We start from the raw sequence: 12,856 nt of genomic DNA on the forward strand, positions 1-12,856 counted from the left end.
CTGAAATCCGCGGTTCCGCCTAGCTAGGGGTGAACGATTGCCACTAGTCTAGCGAATGGAGTCGTTGCCGTAGCGGTTCGGCCCCACGGTTCCCGGAATGCCACATAACGCCAAGAAAAATGCCGCTGTGAATGCCAGTCGAATCTCTGTGTCAAACGCGTTGACGACGATCCACAGGAGCGAAAACCATCCGCTCACATTAAAATCGCGAAGGCGCTGCGCTACTAGCAGATAGCTGCAAATAGCCGCCGGTATGCCAAAGATCGCGAAGCCGAACGCCTTGCCGCCGCTCGTCTCGGCAAAAAAGAACCACCCGAAGATGCAGACGACAAAGGTTACGGCAAGCGCGAGAGAAGCAATAATAAAGCTTTTACGGTTCCGTCGGATCGACAAAGAGAACCAGTGTTCTAGGGCTGGAACGCTCATCCCTCGCGCCGCGACAAGACCAGCGAATACAACAGAAACAATAGGTAGACGGGAACATACCAGAAAAACAGTGTCATAGACTTACCGAAAGACCAGTCCCAAACGTTGACCGCTCCGTATACGCCGATAGCTGAACCAACCAGCGGGATGTATGTCACAAAGGCAGCACCAGCAAAGGCGAAGAAACGACCGATAAATGACTCTGCGCCAATGACGTGGCTTACACCATCCCAGACGGCAAAGAACTGCACGACCCCGATAACAAAGTAAGCAATCTGGAAAAATACTTTCATTTCGCCCCCGCGATTATTGAACGACAACCCTGCGCTTAATCATGTGAATCAGAAATAATGCTATCGTGCCGATGTTGACGATAGCCCAGACCTCCCGGCCTAGCGCGAGTTTTACCAAAGGATTGTAAACAAGGGCGCATGCGACAAACGCCCAAAGCCACGCGTTGTCCGCGTCCCGCTTTTCAATGATGGCGAGATAGACCGCTGCGCAAAATATGACGATTCGTAGAAGCTGGTAATAGCCGTAGGGCATGTCCCCGAGGGCAACGGCAAGGCAAACAATCGGCCCAATCCAGACAATAAAGCGCACACCCACCCCCAGTGATTTGAGCGAGGCTAGCGGCGATAGAGCAGGCTGTCCCGCTAAAACTCGCGCTTGGGGTGTGCAGTGCTCCTCTGCACGCGACCTACCGACGAAGCGGCTTCGTGCTGAGAATCTGCTGTCCGCGTGCCTCTAGGGCACAATGCAAAAGGCGTCCGCTCGTCTCGCTAGCCGCCTCAACCGATAGGCTTATTAGGGAAGCTGTGTGGCCCCCCTCCCTAGTCGGATAGCAGCAGAAAGCGTGTCGAAACGGTCATTGATGGTAACGGCCAGTTTCTCCTGACCGTGCTCGACTCGCTCCAGCGATTTATCGATGGCAGCGATGCTGGACTCGACTTTCACGATACGTTCGATGTCGGACTGTCTGGCGCGCTCCAGAGCGTCGAGGCGGCTGGCGTGATTGTTGACCTTGTGGCCAATCGTCTGTGAGATACGCGTATCGAGATCGTTGATTTTGGTCGCAGAGGCCAGCGTTCCAGCAGCGATAGATTGGTCGAGATGAATGATGGCTGCGGCACGATCCGCCGCCTCTTCGCCAACTCGCCCGGTCACATACGCTCCGCACCATTTTACAATCGCGACGGGAACGCCGACCGCCGTCGAAACCGTGACGACGATCCCGCATAGCTCCAGAACTCCAATGTCCATCACTCACCCCCGAGATCGGGAGTGCGAGACGACCACGCCGACAGCGCGGCGGGGACGATCACGATCAAGGCTGTATCGACCAACGCGGAATCGATTTCGTGGCCAAGCCCGTAGGCTATAGCGGCTGCGGCGATCCCCGCGAATGCACGCCGATGACTCTCGTCACCAAGCCACTCCAGAGCGGCCTTTATGCGGATGTTAATAGGTTCAAACATGATGGTATTTAGCCGGATGTGGCTTGACGGCTGCGCGGCATCCATCGACGAGGCGCGGTATCGACGCGTAACGCTTACGATATTCCGGGGGGAAACATGGCAGTAGCTCAAACCATCAACATTACGGTGGACAAGGATTTTGCTCGATTTGGCTCAAAGAGCTACGCGATCAACAAAATCAACACGGTCGAGGTCAGGGTCCGTCAGCCGCACGGGATCGGCGGCGCGGTCATCTGCGGCATCATCGCCTTGGTGCTATTCCTCGGCGCGATTGGCAACGGACTGAATGCTGGTGGCGGAAGCGCAGGAACATCGATTGTTGGAGCGGTCATATTTGCCGCTCTCGCCTACTGGTCATGGACGCGCACAAAAATACGCGAGTATCAGCTATTTTTGATGACAAGTTCGTCTTCGACGCAGGCTTATACATCCAACGACGAATACGAAGTCATGAACCTTCGAGACTCTATTGAATCTGCGATGGTAGGGAAACTCGACGCGTAAACCTTCCCGTTTGATCAGTCGAACTGGTCGAATGGGTTTGGCTCACCCGTTGCGGGCTTCTCGGAGATCGTGACGGCATGGTCTGGCACCTTCTCCGACACGGCTTCACGGAATTGCGCGATGTCCTGTTCGGCGGCGGGATAGCGTCTAGCGACTTCACCAAGACGACGTGACATAACCTCGATTGAACGACTCTCGCTGCCACGAACGAGAGCGCGAGCAACCCCCGGCGTCGCCAGCAATCGACCCGCCACACCAGACCCAACTAGCGTCAGCCAAACTGCGGGGTTCCATACACCACCCGCCAGTGCTGCACCTTCCACACCAATCGCACGCGTCTCGTTCCAGTTCTGATTGGTAATCCCGCTTCTCGACGGATTTCCAAGCTGTCCCACCCGTCGCTGAGAACCGGCAAGTGTCGCGAGATCGTTGAGGTCTCGAACCGTCGAGGGCGCGAACATGGCGTTGCGCGCTTCCTCGGACATCTTGCCCCAACGGGTTCCGAAAGACTCCAACGAGAATTCCCCCGGTCGAGTTGCACGCGATGCGATCTGCTCACCAAGCGAGTTGATAAGCCCGCCTCGGATAGCTCCAGCGTGCGCGGGATCGATAAGATTGAGCGCCCGTCCGAGATGGTCATAATCTCCCTTCGCCATCGACGAAAGATTCTTCGCAACCGCATCTGCGGACAAGTCTGCATTCTTACCAATCACTCGATTAATAACCGCGATTCCCTCGACGCGTTGCGCCCACTGACGATCCGCCTGACGATAGAGACGTGCTGCGTCGGGGTTTCCAGAGACGCGCAGACCGCGAAAGATATCATCGCTGAGTGCAGGCCAGAGACGCTTTGCGGCTTCCTGCAACTGTCGCTGTCCGGATTCGATGCGATCACCGAAACTTGTTCTGAGCCGACGAAGACCGTCGATTGACCAAGCTGCGGATGTCGATCCACCGTTGGGACCAGCCGCGAGATCGTTCCGAAGTTGGCGAAGTGTATCCGTTCCCGGCACGCCGCCCGGAACAGCATCCCAGTCAGCTAGGATTTCATCGATGCGCGAGATCGTCGAAGGGGTCGGAACTTGTGCACCGTTCGCCGCCTGCTCTGCCGCTCGATAAACGGTCCCCGCCGCCTGTTCCGTGTTGCCCGCATATGCCGCCAAACTGCCCGGATGTGTGGGATCGTTCGCGCGTGCCGCTGCGGTAGAGAGATCGGTAGATGCGCCGCCCGCTGCATCATCTGCGATACGCGTGGCGGTATGTGCGGCCTGATCCTCGAACCGGTTGACCGCTCCATTGAGACCACCGATGCGCCCACCGGTAATGGTCGGCTGGAGCATGGCTGTTGCTTGCGCGCCGATCCCGCCGTCCGAGGTGTTGCCTACCAACGGACGGATTTCATTTCCGACCCCGTTGCCAGTCGATAGACGTTCGCCCGCGTCGAGGATTTCACGACCCACGCTGGGGGTTGCTCGATTGACAGCGATCCGACGCGCGACGGCATTGAGGGGAGTTCCCAGAACCGCGCCGCCGATTGCTCCCAATGCTACACCCTTCGCGCCTTCCTCAAGACGGTCTGTAAGATCGCCGGTCCCCGAGTTGAAGCCGTAGGCTCCACCGAGGACAGCGCCCTCACCCGCCAATCGAACAGCAGCACGCCAGCCGCCCTGCGCTAGCGCGGCTTCACCGCCACCCAAGGGAAGCGTGGCGATACCTCCGACGACCTGACCGCCGAGATACGCGCCGGGGTGATAATGCTGCGCATCGTTTAGCGCTTGTCGGTTCTCGTCTCGGATGCGACCGTAGGCATCGGTCCAACCCTCACCCGTTCCGCCGCCGAATGCTCCCGCCACGGCGTTGGTTGTAGCGCCAATCGCACCGCCGAGTTCGTCACCCGCGCCCATCGTGATCGAGTCAAATGCACCGACACCAGCGGCATCAACCGCGCCGCGATCCGGTGCATGGTAATCCTCGGGTTTCGCCAGTCCTGCGTCATTCGCAATGCCAACTGGAATGGCGGAATGATACTTGTCCCGATACGCCAGAGATTCTTCGAGACCGTTCAATGACGCCTGATTTCCCATTGCTCGCTCTTGAGCGACACGCGCCTCAATCTGCTGACGAGATGCCCCGCTGTTCACCAGTTCGGAGATGTCACGGTTGAAGGTCTCAGAGGCGATGCGCTGCGCTTCGGTGGTCTCGACAGCATTCGGACCCGTGATGGGCTGCGCGACCTGCTGGACGCCCTGAGGAGGCGCTACGGGCTCATCGAACTGATCGAACGGGTTTGTCTCCTGTGCTGCCTGCTGGACCGGCTGGGGAGCCTGTAGGGGCTGCGGAGCTTCCTGCGGCTGCATCACCGGCTGAGGAGCCTGTGCGGCTTGTTGCGGAGCTTGTCCGAACTGGTCGAAGACGCTCGGGGTGTCGCCAAGCGAGACCGGCTCGATGATGACGGGCTGTAGGGGCTGGACCGGCGACATCGAGAACTGCTCGAACAAGGGTTTGAACAGACCGGCCATTATCGACCCAAGATCGAGCGCGATGCGCCCGCCCCATATTTGCGGTCGAACTGTGCCGCCAGATTAGGATTGGACCGCAACATCTGCGCGGCTCCCGCTGGAACACCCGACGAGGGCTGCGCTGACCTAGATTGCTGTCCGCCAAATCCGCCCTGCGCCTGCTGAGACATCTCCGCTTCCATGTCGGACGCGATCTTGTAGATTTCCGTATAGGCTTGCGCGCGTCCCGATGCTGAGCGCGTGCGATCCGGCATCGTCGCCGCTGCCAGTCGAGCTTCGTAATCAGACTGACTGCCGATCCCCGGCACGCGAGTGATGGCGGTTGCGGTGTTTCGGATGTTCGAGACGATGGTGTCGAAGCGATCCGTATCGCCACCGGCCAACGAACCGCCGACGCGCCCGCCGACTAATCCGCCATAGATGCCTGCATGCTTGCCGTCTGCGGTCGCGCCGCTGAGCTTGCCGCCCTCAGGGTCAAGCTGCTGTAGCTGGACCACCTGAGACTTGAGACGCTGAGCTTGCGCGAGCTTGGTACGCGCGATCCCCATGTCCTTTTCAGTCAATGCCTTGGGCGTCGATCCCGCTGCGGGTTTGTTCGGTGCGGTATAGACGGCACCACCCGGCGTCGATGTCGGCTTGCGTGCGCTCGAACCGCCAGACTCACCAGCCGCGATAATGTCGCGTGCCTGAGACCAAGGCATACGCGCAACTTGTGCGGCTTGCTGCGGAGATAGCGATGTCCAAACCTTCGTTAGATCGCCACCGCGAGACGCGTTGAAGATTGCCTCACCAAGCTTGTCCTGCGCCGCTGCGTCGAATGGCTTGTTCTGCCAATCCGCCCCGAGGACTTGCGGCGCAAACCTACGCAACGTCCCAGAGGTGATCTGATAGCGCCCCACCGCGCTCGAACCCATACCAGTCCCAGCGAGACCCAACTGAGCGTTATTGCGCGTCGCTGGGATAAGGGTCTGCTGACCAAAGTCCACGACCTGCCCTACCGTCATAGATGACAGCGCGGCGGGCGGCTTACCGAACCGGCCATTCCCCAAAACGGTATCATAACCGCCCCCTACGGTGTCGCCATTGAACACGGTCGAACCGGGGGAGACAACGGTCTGATTGAGAGCACGACCGCGAAGTTCGCCCGTGATGGGATCGAGCAAATCATGATCGACCACGACGCCCTTGGACTGACTGAAGTCCTGAGCGCGCACGCCAGTCGCCGCATTTGTGGTTCCGGTGTCGGCGTTCTGCTGACTAATCGCATCCTTGACCTGATCGCCATAACCGTAGTCGAGATGTCCGAGCGCCCGGATGTTGTCGTCGGTAGGATCGAACTTACCGATGTCTGCGGGGTTCATTCCCGAACTTACGAGGAATGACTTCGATGCCTGAATGGCTCCCGCACGCTGAGCATATGGAAGCTCTGAGATTGCACTAACGATATTCGAGTAATGCGAGTTGTTCTTATCGGCGCGTTCATATCCATCTTTGCTCAGACCGGCGAAACCCGTTCCCGCTTTGTCATCTCCAGACGCATAAGCGAGCGCCGCCGCTCCCGTGTAGTCCCTACCCGCTAGGAGTTGACCGACACGGCCCCGGTAGACCTGTTGCTGTTCGAGCGCGGCTTGACGCTGCTGTTCCGCCTGCTGAGACCGTCGTAGATCGATAGCCTGCGCTTGACCTTGATTGAATGCCTGACCAATCGAAGATGGATCGGGATTGTTGGCGAGTAGCGAAATCCAATCAGCCATTACATCGCACCGAAGTAATTGCGATTGAGTCCGCGACTATCGAAGACGGAAGAATATCCGGGTGTCGAAGTCGGCGTCTTCGGCGCATAACTCGAACCGTAAACCTGACCCGCCGCACCCGCGACGCCTTTGATAATCCCCGCAAGGTTCTGACCCTGAAAGACCGCATTCGCAGACTGAGCATCCGCACCAGTCTGCGCAACTTGATTGACTGCGCCGGTTGTGTAGTTGCCCTGACTGACAAGGCCATTCATGGCCGAGACACCGCGATCCGCGACACTTCCAAGCTGCGAAACTGCGCTTCCGAAATACTGCGATGCGAGTCCGTCGCCACGGTCCTGCAACGACTTCAAGGCCGCCCCCGAGTTTCCCAGACCGCTCGCGTAAGCGTTCGCGTTAACCGCGCTCAAACCTTCGCGTTTTTGGAACTGATATCCCGGCATCTGTTCGAGCGTGGTTTGGACATCTGCACCATCGCCACCGCTGAGACCGAGTAGGGATTGAATGCGCGACTGCGCCGCCGACCCATTGTTGTAGGTCGGCATCATCAAGGCTTTGTTGTCCTGATACATCGCCTGCAAAGCGGCAGTCTGCTGCGCTTGCGACTGAGCTTGGATTTTAGCGGCCTTCTTCGCGCCCTTACCCGAAGCGACACCACCAGCTACGGAGCCTACCGCGCCTATTGCTGCGGCTGGCATTACATTTCACCGTGAATATTCATGAAGGTATTTAGTTAGAACCCCGGCATTATCGGGCCTCGTCGGGAACGAAGATGAAACCAATCGCGGCTACTCCGGAGAAATGGACCGTCGATTCGTGATCTTAACTGGCGTGCTATCCGCCCTCACTTTTGGCGGTGTGTGGCTGCTGACCGGCCCCAAAGGGCAAAGCGCGGTTGTGTCGGGTGTCTACTACCCCGGCTGCAACTCCGTTCGCGAGGCTGGCAAAGCGCCTCTATACCGTGGCGAGCCGGGCTATAGGCCCGAGATGGACGGGGATAACGACGGCATCGCTTGCGAACCCTACCCGCGCTAAGAACCGAACTCTCCAAGCCATCGCGCTTTGGAATTGCGGAACAACTCGCAGTCTCCCACGACATGATGGACCTTGAACCCGCAAGACTTCGCGCCAATCAATCGATTGAACATCCGAGCCGCACGGTTTTGGAGCGGTGTCTGCCCCCAGAGCATATCCGCCCCATGCTCAACGAACATTTCTCGAACTAATGCCTTCGCAGCCTCGATCATCGCCTTTCCTCGGAAGGTCGGCAGACTGAGCGAGTGCATCTGATAGACCCCCGGCGCGCTCCATTCGAAGAACAGGCATAGTTCGCCATTCGGGGATATCAGGAAGACCCAGTTCTCAGTATCCGCGACTTGCGCATCGAGTAGGAGGAAGCCGTCCGTCTCTGGATGGTCCTCGGGTCTCCATTCGAGTGATCGGACAACGCTCGGATGGTTCGCAATGATGTTCGGGATGTCGGGTTCGACGATTCTCATTGTTCGTCAACCCGACGATCTTGAAACTTCCATGACGGTACACCGGGAGGCGTAGTGGTTCCGCCATCGCCACCACCTGTCCCGTCCGCCGATGGCGTCACGATTCCACCGACGAGATGTTGGTCGCCAGACTGCCCCGCCAGATTGGCATTGGGAGTAGCGGTATAGGAGACGACGCCACCGGCCCGCGCGGGGTCCGAGTAGACGATGTAATATTGCGTTGAGAGCAATAGCCCCGAGATCGTCGCGCCCATCACGCCCACCACGGTCTGGTCGCCGTATATGCGGCTATGTTCCGAGATGGCGATAAACGCCTTTGTGAGATCGGAGGGATCGACGCCCGTCGTGATCGCATCGCTGGGGCTAACATAGCTGTTCACCAGCGCCTGACCGCGTGCGTTCGATAGCGCGGCCGCCTTCGCCTCATTGGCAGTGGTGATCGCGATACCGGCTTGCTGCAATGAGAAGGCGATGTCCGCGACAAGCTGCCCGATGTCATTCACGCTCGACTGGATCGATTTCACCGCGTCATTGATCCATCGAAGGAAGGGACCAGTCGCGTTCCCCTCGGGCGTAGTGATCTTCTGATTTGCAGAGAATGTGCTGAGCTTCAGTGGCATATCAAACCCGCCACGCTTCGTTGGCGACGGCACCCGAGATGCGGACCACGGCTGGGGAGATCGTCGAAAGCTCGAACGTCCTCGATGGTCCGCGAGCTACCCCAAGACGCCAAGCGTTGAGGATATCCCCCTCACCTCTTGCCAACAGCCCTATGGGCGATGACCAACCGCGCCGGGGATCGTTCCAGCGCAATGAGAACTCAGCAAGGACATCTGACCCGATAGAGATTGCCAGCGACGAGTTCGCAACCGGCGTGGCAGGAAGTGCGATTGTCCCGCTGACGAGCCGTAGGAACGGTTGTCCATCGTCGAGGGACGAGTTGGGGTCGAGCCGGAACACTGCGCCCGACGCATCCCCCGCGAGCGCGCCTGTCTGTGTGTCGATCCCGAGGCTAGGACGCCAGACCGCCGCGTCTCTGGTGGCGAACTCGGACCATAGCTCGCTGGAGGCGTCATAGGCGAATGTCCCCTGACCGGGGATGCGCAGCACGTAGAAGCTATGGCCGTAGGAGGTGAACGCCCACGAGGACGGTTCATCATTGGCTTTGTTCAACCGGTCTTCGATACCGAAATCGCTGATACGCTTCGGGACTTCCGCCATCCGGTAGACAATTTTATCATCGCCCACCCAAACGAGCGTGTTATCGAACAACGACACACTATCGCGCGAAAGACAGCCGCGATCCATCAATCGACCAGTAGCGCGGGTGAATGGCGCATCTGCATCGCCGCTTGCCTGCCAAACTTCGACCGAGTTCGACCCGAAGAAAAACAAGTCATCGCGTTGACGACGGCACGCCACGCATCCGTCCGGTAGAGCTTCCGCCGTCGCGTAGTTCAACGCCTGAATGGAATTCTCTCCCGGCACAAGCCAATAGAAAGTTCCGTCTCGGGTCGCCAATATGAAGTAGCCGTTGAGGACATCGACATCGACGACAAAGGGAAGCTCAGTGAGAGTTAGACCAGCGTCGATTGGGTCGAGCTTATCGCGGACCATCACCTTCGTGACCGTCGAGCCGTTCCAGATATGAAACTCTCCCGCACTGACGACACCGACGCGTTCGAAAGTCGCCTCGATGCGGACGCTCAAACCATCATCTGGAAGGTCTCCAATCGGCGTTGAAGTTGCGCCGCCGAGTTGAATCCACTTCGATCCCGCCACAACTAGTGCGATGTTCGAGATTGAATTATCGGACTGGTAGAGGCCACGGATCGGACCATCTAAAGTTGCGCTACGCTGCAGACCGGGACGCTGGAGGCGCTGGAACTCGTCGGGTGATGCACCGCTTTTGTCCTCTTCCATGTAGAAGTTGACCAGACGGACTTCCGGCTGGGAAGACGCGGCGCGCGAGTATGCTCTGACGCCCAAGGGGACCGTAGGCATTAGAAGTAGACCGTCGATGGGCAGTCGGCTTCCTGAGCACTCCAGTTGTGCGTGATCGCCATTTGGAACCGTGCTGCGTTGCGAACGGTCATCTCGGATGGCTGCTGACCATATTCGTCCGCCAGTTCGACTGCGAGATAACAGGCTAGACCAAGCGGATCGCGAGCCGACAAAGGCGCATCCGAGGTCATGTCGAGATCGTCGATGGTGCGCCACTTCTGTGTACGCGCATCGAAAAGATATTCGTCAGTCTGATTGGTCTGCGGATCGACGATGCAAATCAACGCGAGATCGGTTGCGCGATCCGGCAATGAGACCATGCCGCAATCGCCAATCAAGCGCTGTCCCGGCGCGGCATCGTAATCGCCATCGATGTAGACATCGCGGATAGCGCCAAACGCGCCTTCGTTGATTAATCTGCGGTAGATGCCTTTGAGGCTTTCAAGAGCGTCTGCGGCTTCATTCTCGCGGGGTAGTTCGTCGCCGCCGAGTACGCCGATCCGCTTCATCGAGCGGCAGATAAGATTGAGACAGTTCATACTAGTATTTAGATCAAAACAAGAAAGGCGACCCCATCTCTGGAGCCGCCTCATCTGTTCACTCGTGGACGCTTTTAAGCGTCAAGTGCGCTTGCGTGGAAGATCGATACGATACCGGTCTGGACACCAGCCGCCGACATCTTCGCCTGACCACGGATTTCGACGACTGCGACGTTGTTCTCCATGCCGTAATCCCAAGCCTGAACGCGGGGTTCGGCCATCATTGCGATACCGACTGCGATTGCGGACTGACCGCAAAGGAGTGCATGACCAAGAGTTGCGCCGCTTGCGCCGATAGCGCCCGCCGTGGTCAACTCTGGGATTTCGCGAATGATGACGCCGTTGTAGATCAAGTCACCGCTCTGGAAGATCGGGTTCGTCTCGACATCACGGGGACGCGCATCCTTGTTCGCGGCGTAGATGATCGGATCAACCGACGCATCGCGAAAACCTTCGGAATCGACAAACAGAACAAACCATTCGCGACCCGCCGTTGCATCGCTGCGATACGGACTGATCTTGAACGGACCAGTCTTCTTAGCCATCGACTTTGCCATGTTGATTAGAGCGGCAGACATCTTCTGCGTCGAATCAACGAGAGCGGCAGAGGTAGAGAAAACACCGCTGATGGAATTCGCGCGCTTGGTGCCGAACAACACGCGGTCGGTATTAGCTACCAGCCACGCGTTCTTTTGCGCTGCCGATGCGGTTGCGAACGGCTGATACGTGTCTTCAAGAGGGTTTCCATCGGCATCGAGGCCACTGGAAACGACTACCGACTGACCTGCAACGATTACGTCGTTGCGAAGCTTCTCAGCCGAGTCATCAATGAGACTCGCACGGGCGACATTTGCGATGTCGAGTTCGGTCTTGTAGGTCTCACTTTCCTGAATCTTTACGCCGTTGCGACGCAAAGTAGCGCGGACACCGGTCGAGTAATTCTTCAGGTTCTCTTCGTTCCCCATCAACTGGGTTCCGCCCGTGACGCCTGCACCGCTGAGCTTAGCGAAGTACGGGAAGTGAATTACCGCGCCCTGCTTACCGGACAAATCTTTGTCCATGCGGATGATTGCGGTTGCGGACGTGTCCATGTAGGGCATGAGGCCCGAAGTGCGGACATACTCTCGGGTATACTTGGTAGACCAAACATGCTTTTCGTTTGCACTTACTAGCTTAAAGTTCGCCATTATTCTCCTTGGTAGTTTTTACGACTACGATTATTTTTTCTTGGAGAAGATGTCGTCGAACGCGTCTTTGGGATTTTCAACCTCTGCCGCATCGCGAGACTTCGCGTTTACGATTGAGGCTGGCCCTGCGGTCTTCTTCACTTCTCTGATTGAGGTTGCGTCCATCGTGGCTGGTGCTGCGACTTCCACGAATCCCATCTTTAGAGCTTCAGCGCGGATGAATGCCGCGCGGTCAGCATCGAATGACGAGAGTTCTTCGCTGCGTTTCTTCTGCTGAATGACCCATTCGGCTGGATCGGCTTGCGCCAACATGCGGGCTTCGAACTCGGGGTTCGCGGCTGCATACTCACCGCCCCACTTCGCAACATCTTCCATGAACTCAGCGCCGTATTTTTCGAACGCTCGATTTCGGGAATGTGTAAAGTTGGACATCGCGACCTGTTCCGCTACCTGTCGAGCGATTTCGCCCTGCTGGTATTGGTTGTAAGCCTGCGGGTCGTCGTAAGGGTCTGGAGTATTCTTCGTCTGCTGCGCAGCCTGCAATGCTGCGATCTGCTGACGAAGTGCGTTAGCATCATCGATAGCTTGTCGTGTCTTAGCCCGTTCGGCCTGTATCGCGCCAAGTGGAACCGTAGTTCCCTTTGTCGTGGTCTCCTCGACTTGCGCCTCCGGTTCCTCGATAACTTCATTGATCGGCTCGGCTTCCGCCTCACTAATCTCTAGAACGGGTTCCTCAATCTCTACCTGTGGGGTTTCGTCCAAGGGTTCATGCGAAAAGAAATCGTCTAACTTGTCCATCTTCATACCAAACCATCAACGCGTGGTTCATTCGCGAAACGCCCGATTGAAGACCGGCGACATCTTTGGTAGATTTGCGGCTCTACCAGACCGAAAGCGCCCCTTAGGGTGGGCGGCACCCACAAGACCGGCCAGTCTTGCAATCTTA

Annotated in this window: 16 protein-coding genes; 2 read left to right on the forward strand and 14 right to left on the reverse strand. The window is 57.8% G+C overall.

The genetic code is table 11. The features are described 5' to 3' along the window. Window positions 1-48: 48 nt before the first annotated feature. The 5 genes from VH567_RS07775 to VH567_RS07795 all read right to left on the reverse strand — a co-directional run bounded on the left by VH567_RS07775 (window position 49) and on the right by VH567_RS07795 (window position 1,949). Window positions 49-426 (reverse strand): DUF805 domain-containing protein, encoded by a 378-nt coding sequence (locus tag VH567_RS07775; RefSeq protein ID WP_423324746.1) that lies wholly within the window; start codon window positions 424-426, stop codon window positions 49-51. Continuing rightward, entirely contained in the window at window positions 423-719 is a 297-nt protein-coding gene (locus VH567_RS07780; protein WP_423324748.1) for a hypothetical protein, read from the reverse strand. The genes VH567_RS07775 and VH567_RS07780 overlap by 4 nt, the downstream gene beginning before the upstream one ends. 13 nt (window positions 720-732) lie before the next feature. Then, on the reverse strand, window positions 733-1,029 hold the full coding sequence (locus VH567_RS07785) for a DUF6804 family protein (protein WP_423324750.1): 297 nt from the start codon (window positions 1,027-1,029) through the stop codon (window positions 733-735). A gap of 204 nt (window positions 1,030-1,233) precedes the next feature. Further along, on the reverse strand, window positions 1,234-1,689 hold the full coding sequence (locus VH567_RS07790; RefSeq protein ID WP_423324752.1) for a hypothetical protein: 456 nt from the start codon (window positions 1,687-1,689) through the stop codon (window positions 1,234-1,236). Continuing rightward, window positions 1,689-1,949 (reverse strand): hypothetical protein, encoded by a 261-nt coding sequence (locus VH567_RS07795; RefSeq protein ID WP_423324754.1) that lies wholly within the window; start codon window positions 1,947-1,949, stop codon window positions 1,689-1,691. The genes VH567_RS07790 and VH567_RS07795 overlap by 1 nt, the downstream gene beginning before the upstream one ends. 51 nt (window positions 1,950-2,000) lie before the next feature. On the opposite strand from VH567_RS07795, the gene VH567_RS07800 reads away from it, so the two are divergent. Further along, window positions 2,001-2,408, forward strand: a complete 408-nt coding sequence (locus VH567_RS07800) for a DUF6232 family protein (protein ID WP_423324756.1) — start codon at window positions 2,001-2,003, stop codon at window positions 2,406-2,408. A gap of 14 nt (window positions 2,409-2,422) precedes the next feature. Here the strand turns inward: VH567_RS07800 and VH567_RS07805 are convergent, their stop codons facing one another. Genes VH567_RS07805 through VH567_RS07815 form a run of 3 tightly spaced genes read right to left on the reverse strand, consistent with a single transcriptional unit; the run spans window position 2,423 to window position 7,379 of the window. After that, on the reverse strand, window positions 2,423-4,927 hold the full coding sequence (locus VH567_RS07805; protein WP_423324758.1) for a hypothetical protein: 2,505 nt from the start codon (window positions 4,925-4,927) through the stop codon (window positions 2,423-2,425). Then, window positions 4,927-6,681 (reverse strand): hypothetical protein, encoded by a 1,755-nt coding sequence (locus tag VH567_RS07810; RefSeq protein ID WP_423324760.1) that lies wholly within the window; start codon window positions 6,679-6,681, stop codon window positions 4,927-4,929. The genes VH567_RS07805 and VH567_RS07810 overlap by 1 nt, the downstream gene beginning before the upstream one ends. Further along, window positions 6,681-7,379, reverse strand: coding sequence for a hypothetical protein (locus VH567_RS07815; protein ID WP_423324762.1), 699 nt, complete (start codon window positions 7,377-7,379; stop codon window positions 6,681-6,683). Before VH567_RS07815 ends, VH567_RS07810 begins: the two co-directional genes overlap by 1 nt. A gap of 103 nt (window positions 7,380-7,482) precedes the next feature. Here VH567_RS07815 and VH567_RS07820 point away from each other — a divergent pair, with 103 nt between their 5' ends. Beyond that, window positions 7,483-7,716 carry an excalibur calcium-binding domain-containing protein gene (locus tag VH567_RS07820; protein WP_423324764.1) on the forward strand — a complete coding sequence of 78 codons (234 nt, stop codon included), beginning with the start codon at window positions 7,483-7,485 and terminating at the stop codon, window positions 7,714-7,716. Here VH567_RS07820 and VH567_RS07825 read toward each other — a convergent pair. The 6 genes from VH567_RS07825 to VH567_RS07850 all read right to left on the reverse strand — a co-directional run bounded on the left by VH567_RS07825 (window position 7,713) and on the right by VH567_RS07850 (window position 12,714). Beyond that, window positions 7,713-8,180, reverse strand: a complete 468-nt coding sequence (locus VH567_RS07825; protein WP_423324766.1) for a hypothetical protein — start codon at window positions 8,178-8,180, stop codon at window positions 7,713-7,715. The genes VH567_RS07820 and VH567_RS07825 overlap by 4 nt on opposite strands. Further along, window positions 8,177-8,800 carry a hypothetical protein gene (locus VH567_RS07830; RefSeq protein ID WP_423324768.1) on the reverse strand — a complete coding sequence of 208 codons (624 nt, stop codon included), beginning with the start codon at window positions 8,798-8,800 and terminating at the stop codon, window positions 8,177-8,179. Before VH567_RS07830 ends, VH567_RS07825 begins: the two co-directional genes overlap by 4 nt. A gap of 1 nt (window position 8,801) precedes the next feature. After that, window positions 8,802-10,103, reverse strand: coding sequence for a hypothetical protein (locus VH567_RS07835; RefSeq protein ID WP_423324769.1), 1,302 nt, complete (start codon window positions 10,101-10,103; stop codon window positions 8,802-8,804). An 80-nt stretch (window positions 10,104-10,183) separates the two neighbouring features. Continuing rightward, window positions 10,184-10,693, reverse strand: a complete 510-nt coding sequence (locus VH567_RS07840) for a hypothetical protein (protein ID WP_423324771.1) — start codon at window positions 10,691-10,693, stop codon at window positions 10,184-10,186. 104 nt (window positions 10,694-10,797) lie between these two features. After that, complete coding sequence (locus VH567_RS07845) at window positions 10,798-11,910, reverse strand: DUF4043 family protein (RefSeq protein ID WP_423324773.1); 1,113 nt, start codon at window positions 11,908-11,910, stop codon at window positions 10,798-10,800. 30 nt (window positions 11,911-11,940) lie between these two features. After that, a complete protein-coding gene (locus VH567_RS07850) occupies window positions 11,941-12,714 on the reverse strand; it encodes a hypothetical protein (protein WP_423324775.1) in 774 nt (257 codons plus the stop codon). Window positions 12,715-12,856: the final 142 nt, after the last annotated feature.

Origin of the sequence: Sphingomonas sp. 4RDLI-65 (assembly GCF_049472435.1) — a bacterium.
In the GTDB taxonomy this organism is placed as follows: Bacteria; Pseudomonadota; Alphaproteobacteria; order Sphingomonadales; family Sphingomonadaceae; genus Sphingomonas.

What these genes read in the sequence shown, in the direction of transcription:
- VH567_RS07775 (WP_423324746.1), bottom strand. Translation starts at nt 426, where the DNA reads ATGAGCGTTCCAGCCCTAGAACACTGGTTCTCTTTGTCGATCCGACGG.
- VH567_RS07780 (WP_423324748.1), bottom strand. Translation starts at nt 719, where the DNA reads ATGAAAGTATTTTTCCAGATTGCTTACTTTGTTATCGGGGTCGTGCAG.
- VH567_RS07790 (WP_423324752.1), bottom strand. Translation starts at nt 1,689, where the DNA reads ATGGACATTGGAGTTCTGGAGCTATGCGGGATCGTCGTCACGGTTTCG.
- VH567_RS07795 (WP_423324754.1), bottom strand. Translation starts at nt 1,949, where the DNA reads ATGGATGCCGCGCAGCCGTCAAGCCACATCCGGCTAAATACCATCATG.
- VH567_RS07800 (WP_423324756.1), top strand. Translation starts at nt 2,001, where the DNA reads ATGGCAGTAGCTCAAACCATCAACATTACGGTGGACAAGGATTTTGCT.
- VH567_RS07805 (WP_423324758.1), bottom strand. Translation starts at nt 4,927, where the DNA reads ATGGCCGGTCTGTTCAAACCCTTGTTCGAGCAGTTCTCGATGTCGCCG.
- VH567_RS07810 (WP_423324760.1), bottom strand. Translation starts at nt 6,681, where the DNA reads ATGGCTGATTGGATTTCGCTACTCGCCAACAATCCCGATCCATCTTCG.
- VH567_RS07815 (WP_423324762.1), bottom strand. Translation starts at nt 7,379, where the DNA reads ATGCCAGCCGCAGCAATAGGCGCGGTAGGCTCCGTAGCTGGTGGTGTC.
- VH567_RS07820 (WP_423324764.1), top strand. Translation starts at nt 7,483, where the DNA reads ATGGACCGTCGATTCGTGATCTTAACTGGCGTGCTATCCGCCCTCACT.
- VH567_RS07825 (WP_423324766.1), bottom strand. Translation starts at nt 8,180, where the DNA reads ATGAGAATCGTCGAACCCGACATCCCGAACATCATTGCGAACCATCCG.
- VH567_RS07830 (WP_423324768.1), bottom strand. Translation starts at nt 8,800, where the DNA reads ATGCCACTGAAGCTCAGCACATTCTCTGCAAATCAGAAGATCACTACG.
- VH567_RS07835 (WP_423324769.1), bottom strand. Translation starts at nt 10,103, where the DNA reads ATGGAAGAGGACAAAAGCGGTGCATCACCCGACGAGTTCCAGCGCCTC.
- VH567_RS07840 (WP_423324771.1), bottom strand. Translation starts at nt 10,693, where the DNA reads ATGAAGCGGATCGGCGTACTCGGCGGCGACGAACTACCCCGCGAGAAT.
- VH567_RS07845 (WP_423324773.1), bottom strand. Translation starts at nt 11,910, where the DNA reads ATGGCGAACTTTAAGCTAGTAAGTGCAAACGAAAAGCATGTTTGGTCT.
- VH567_RS07850 (WP_423324775.1), bottom strand. Translation starts at nt 12,714, where the DNA reads ATGAAGATGGACAAGTTAGACGATTTCTTTTCGCATGAACCCTTGGAC.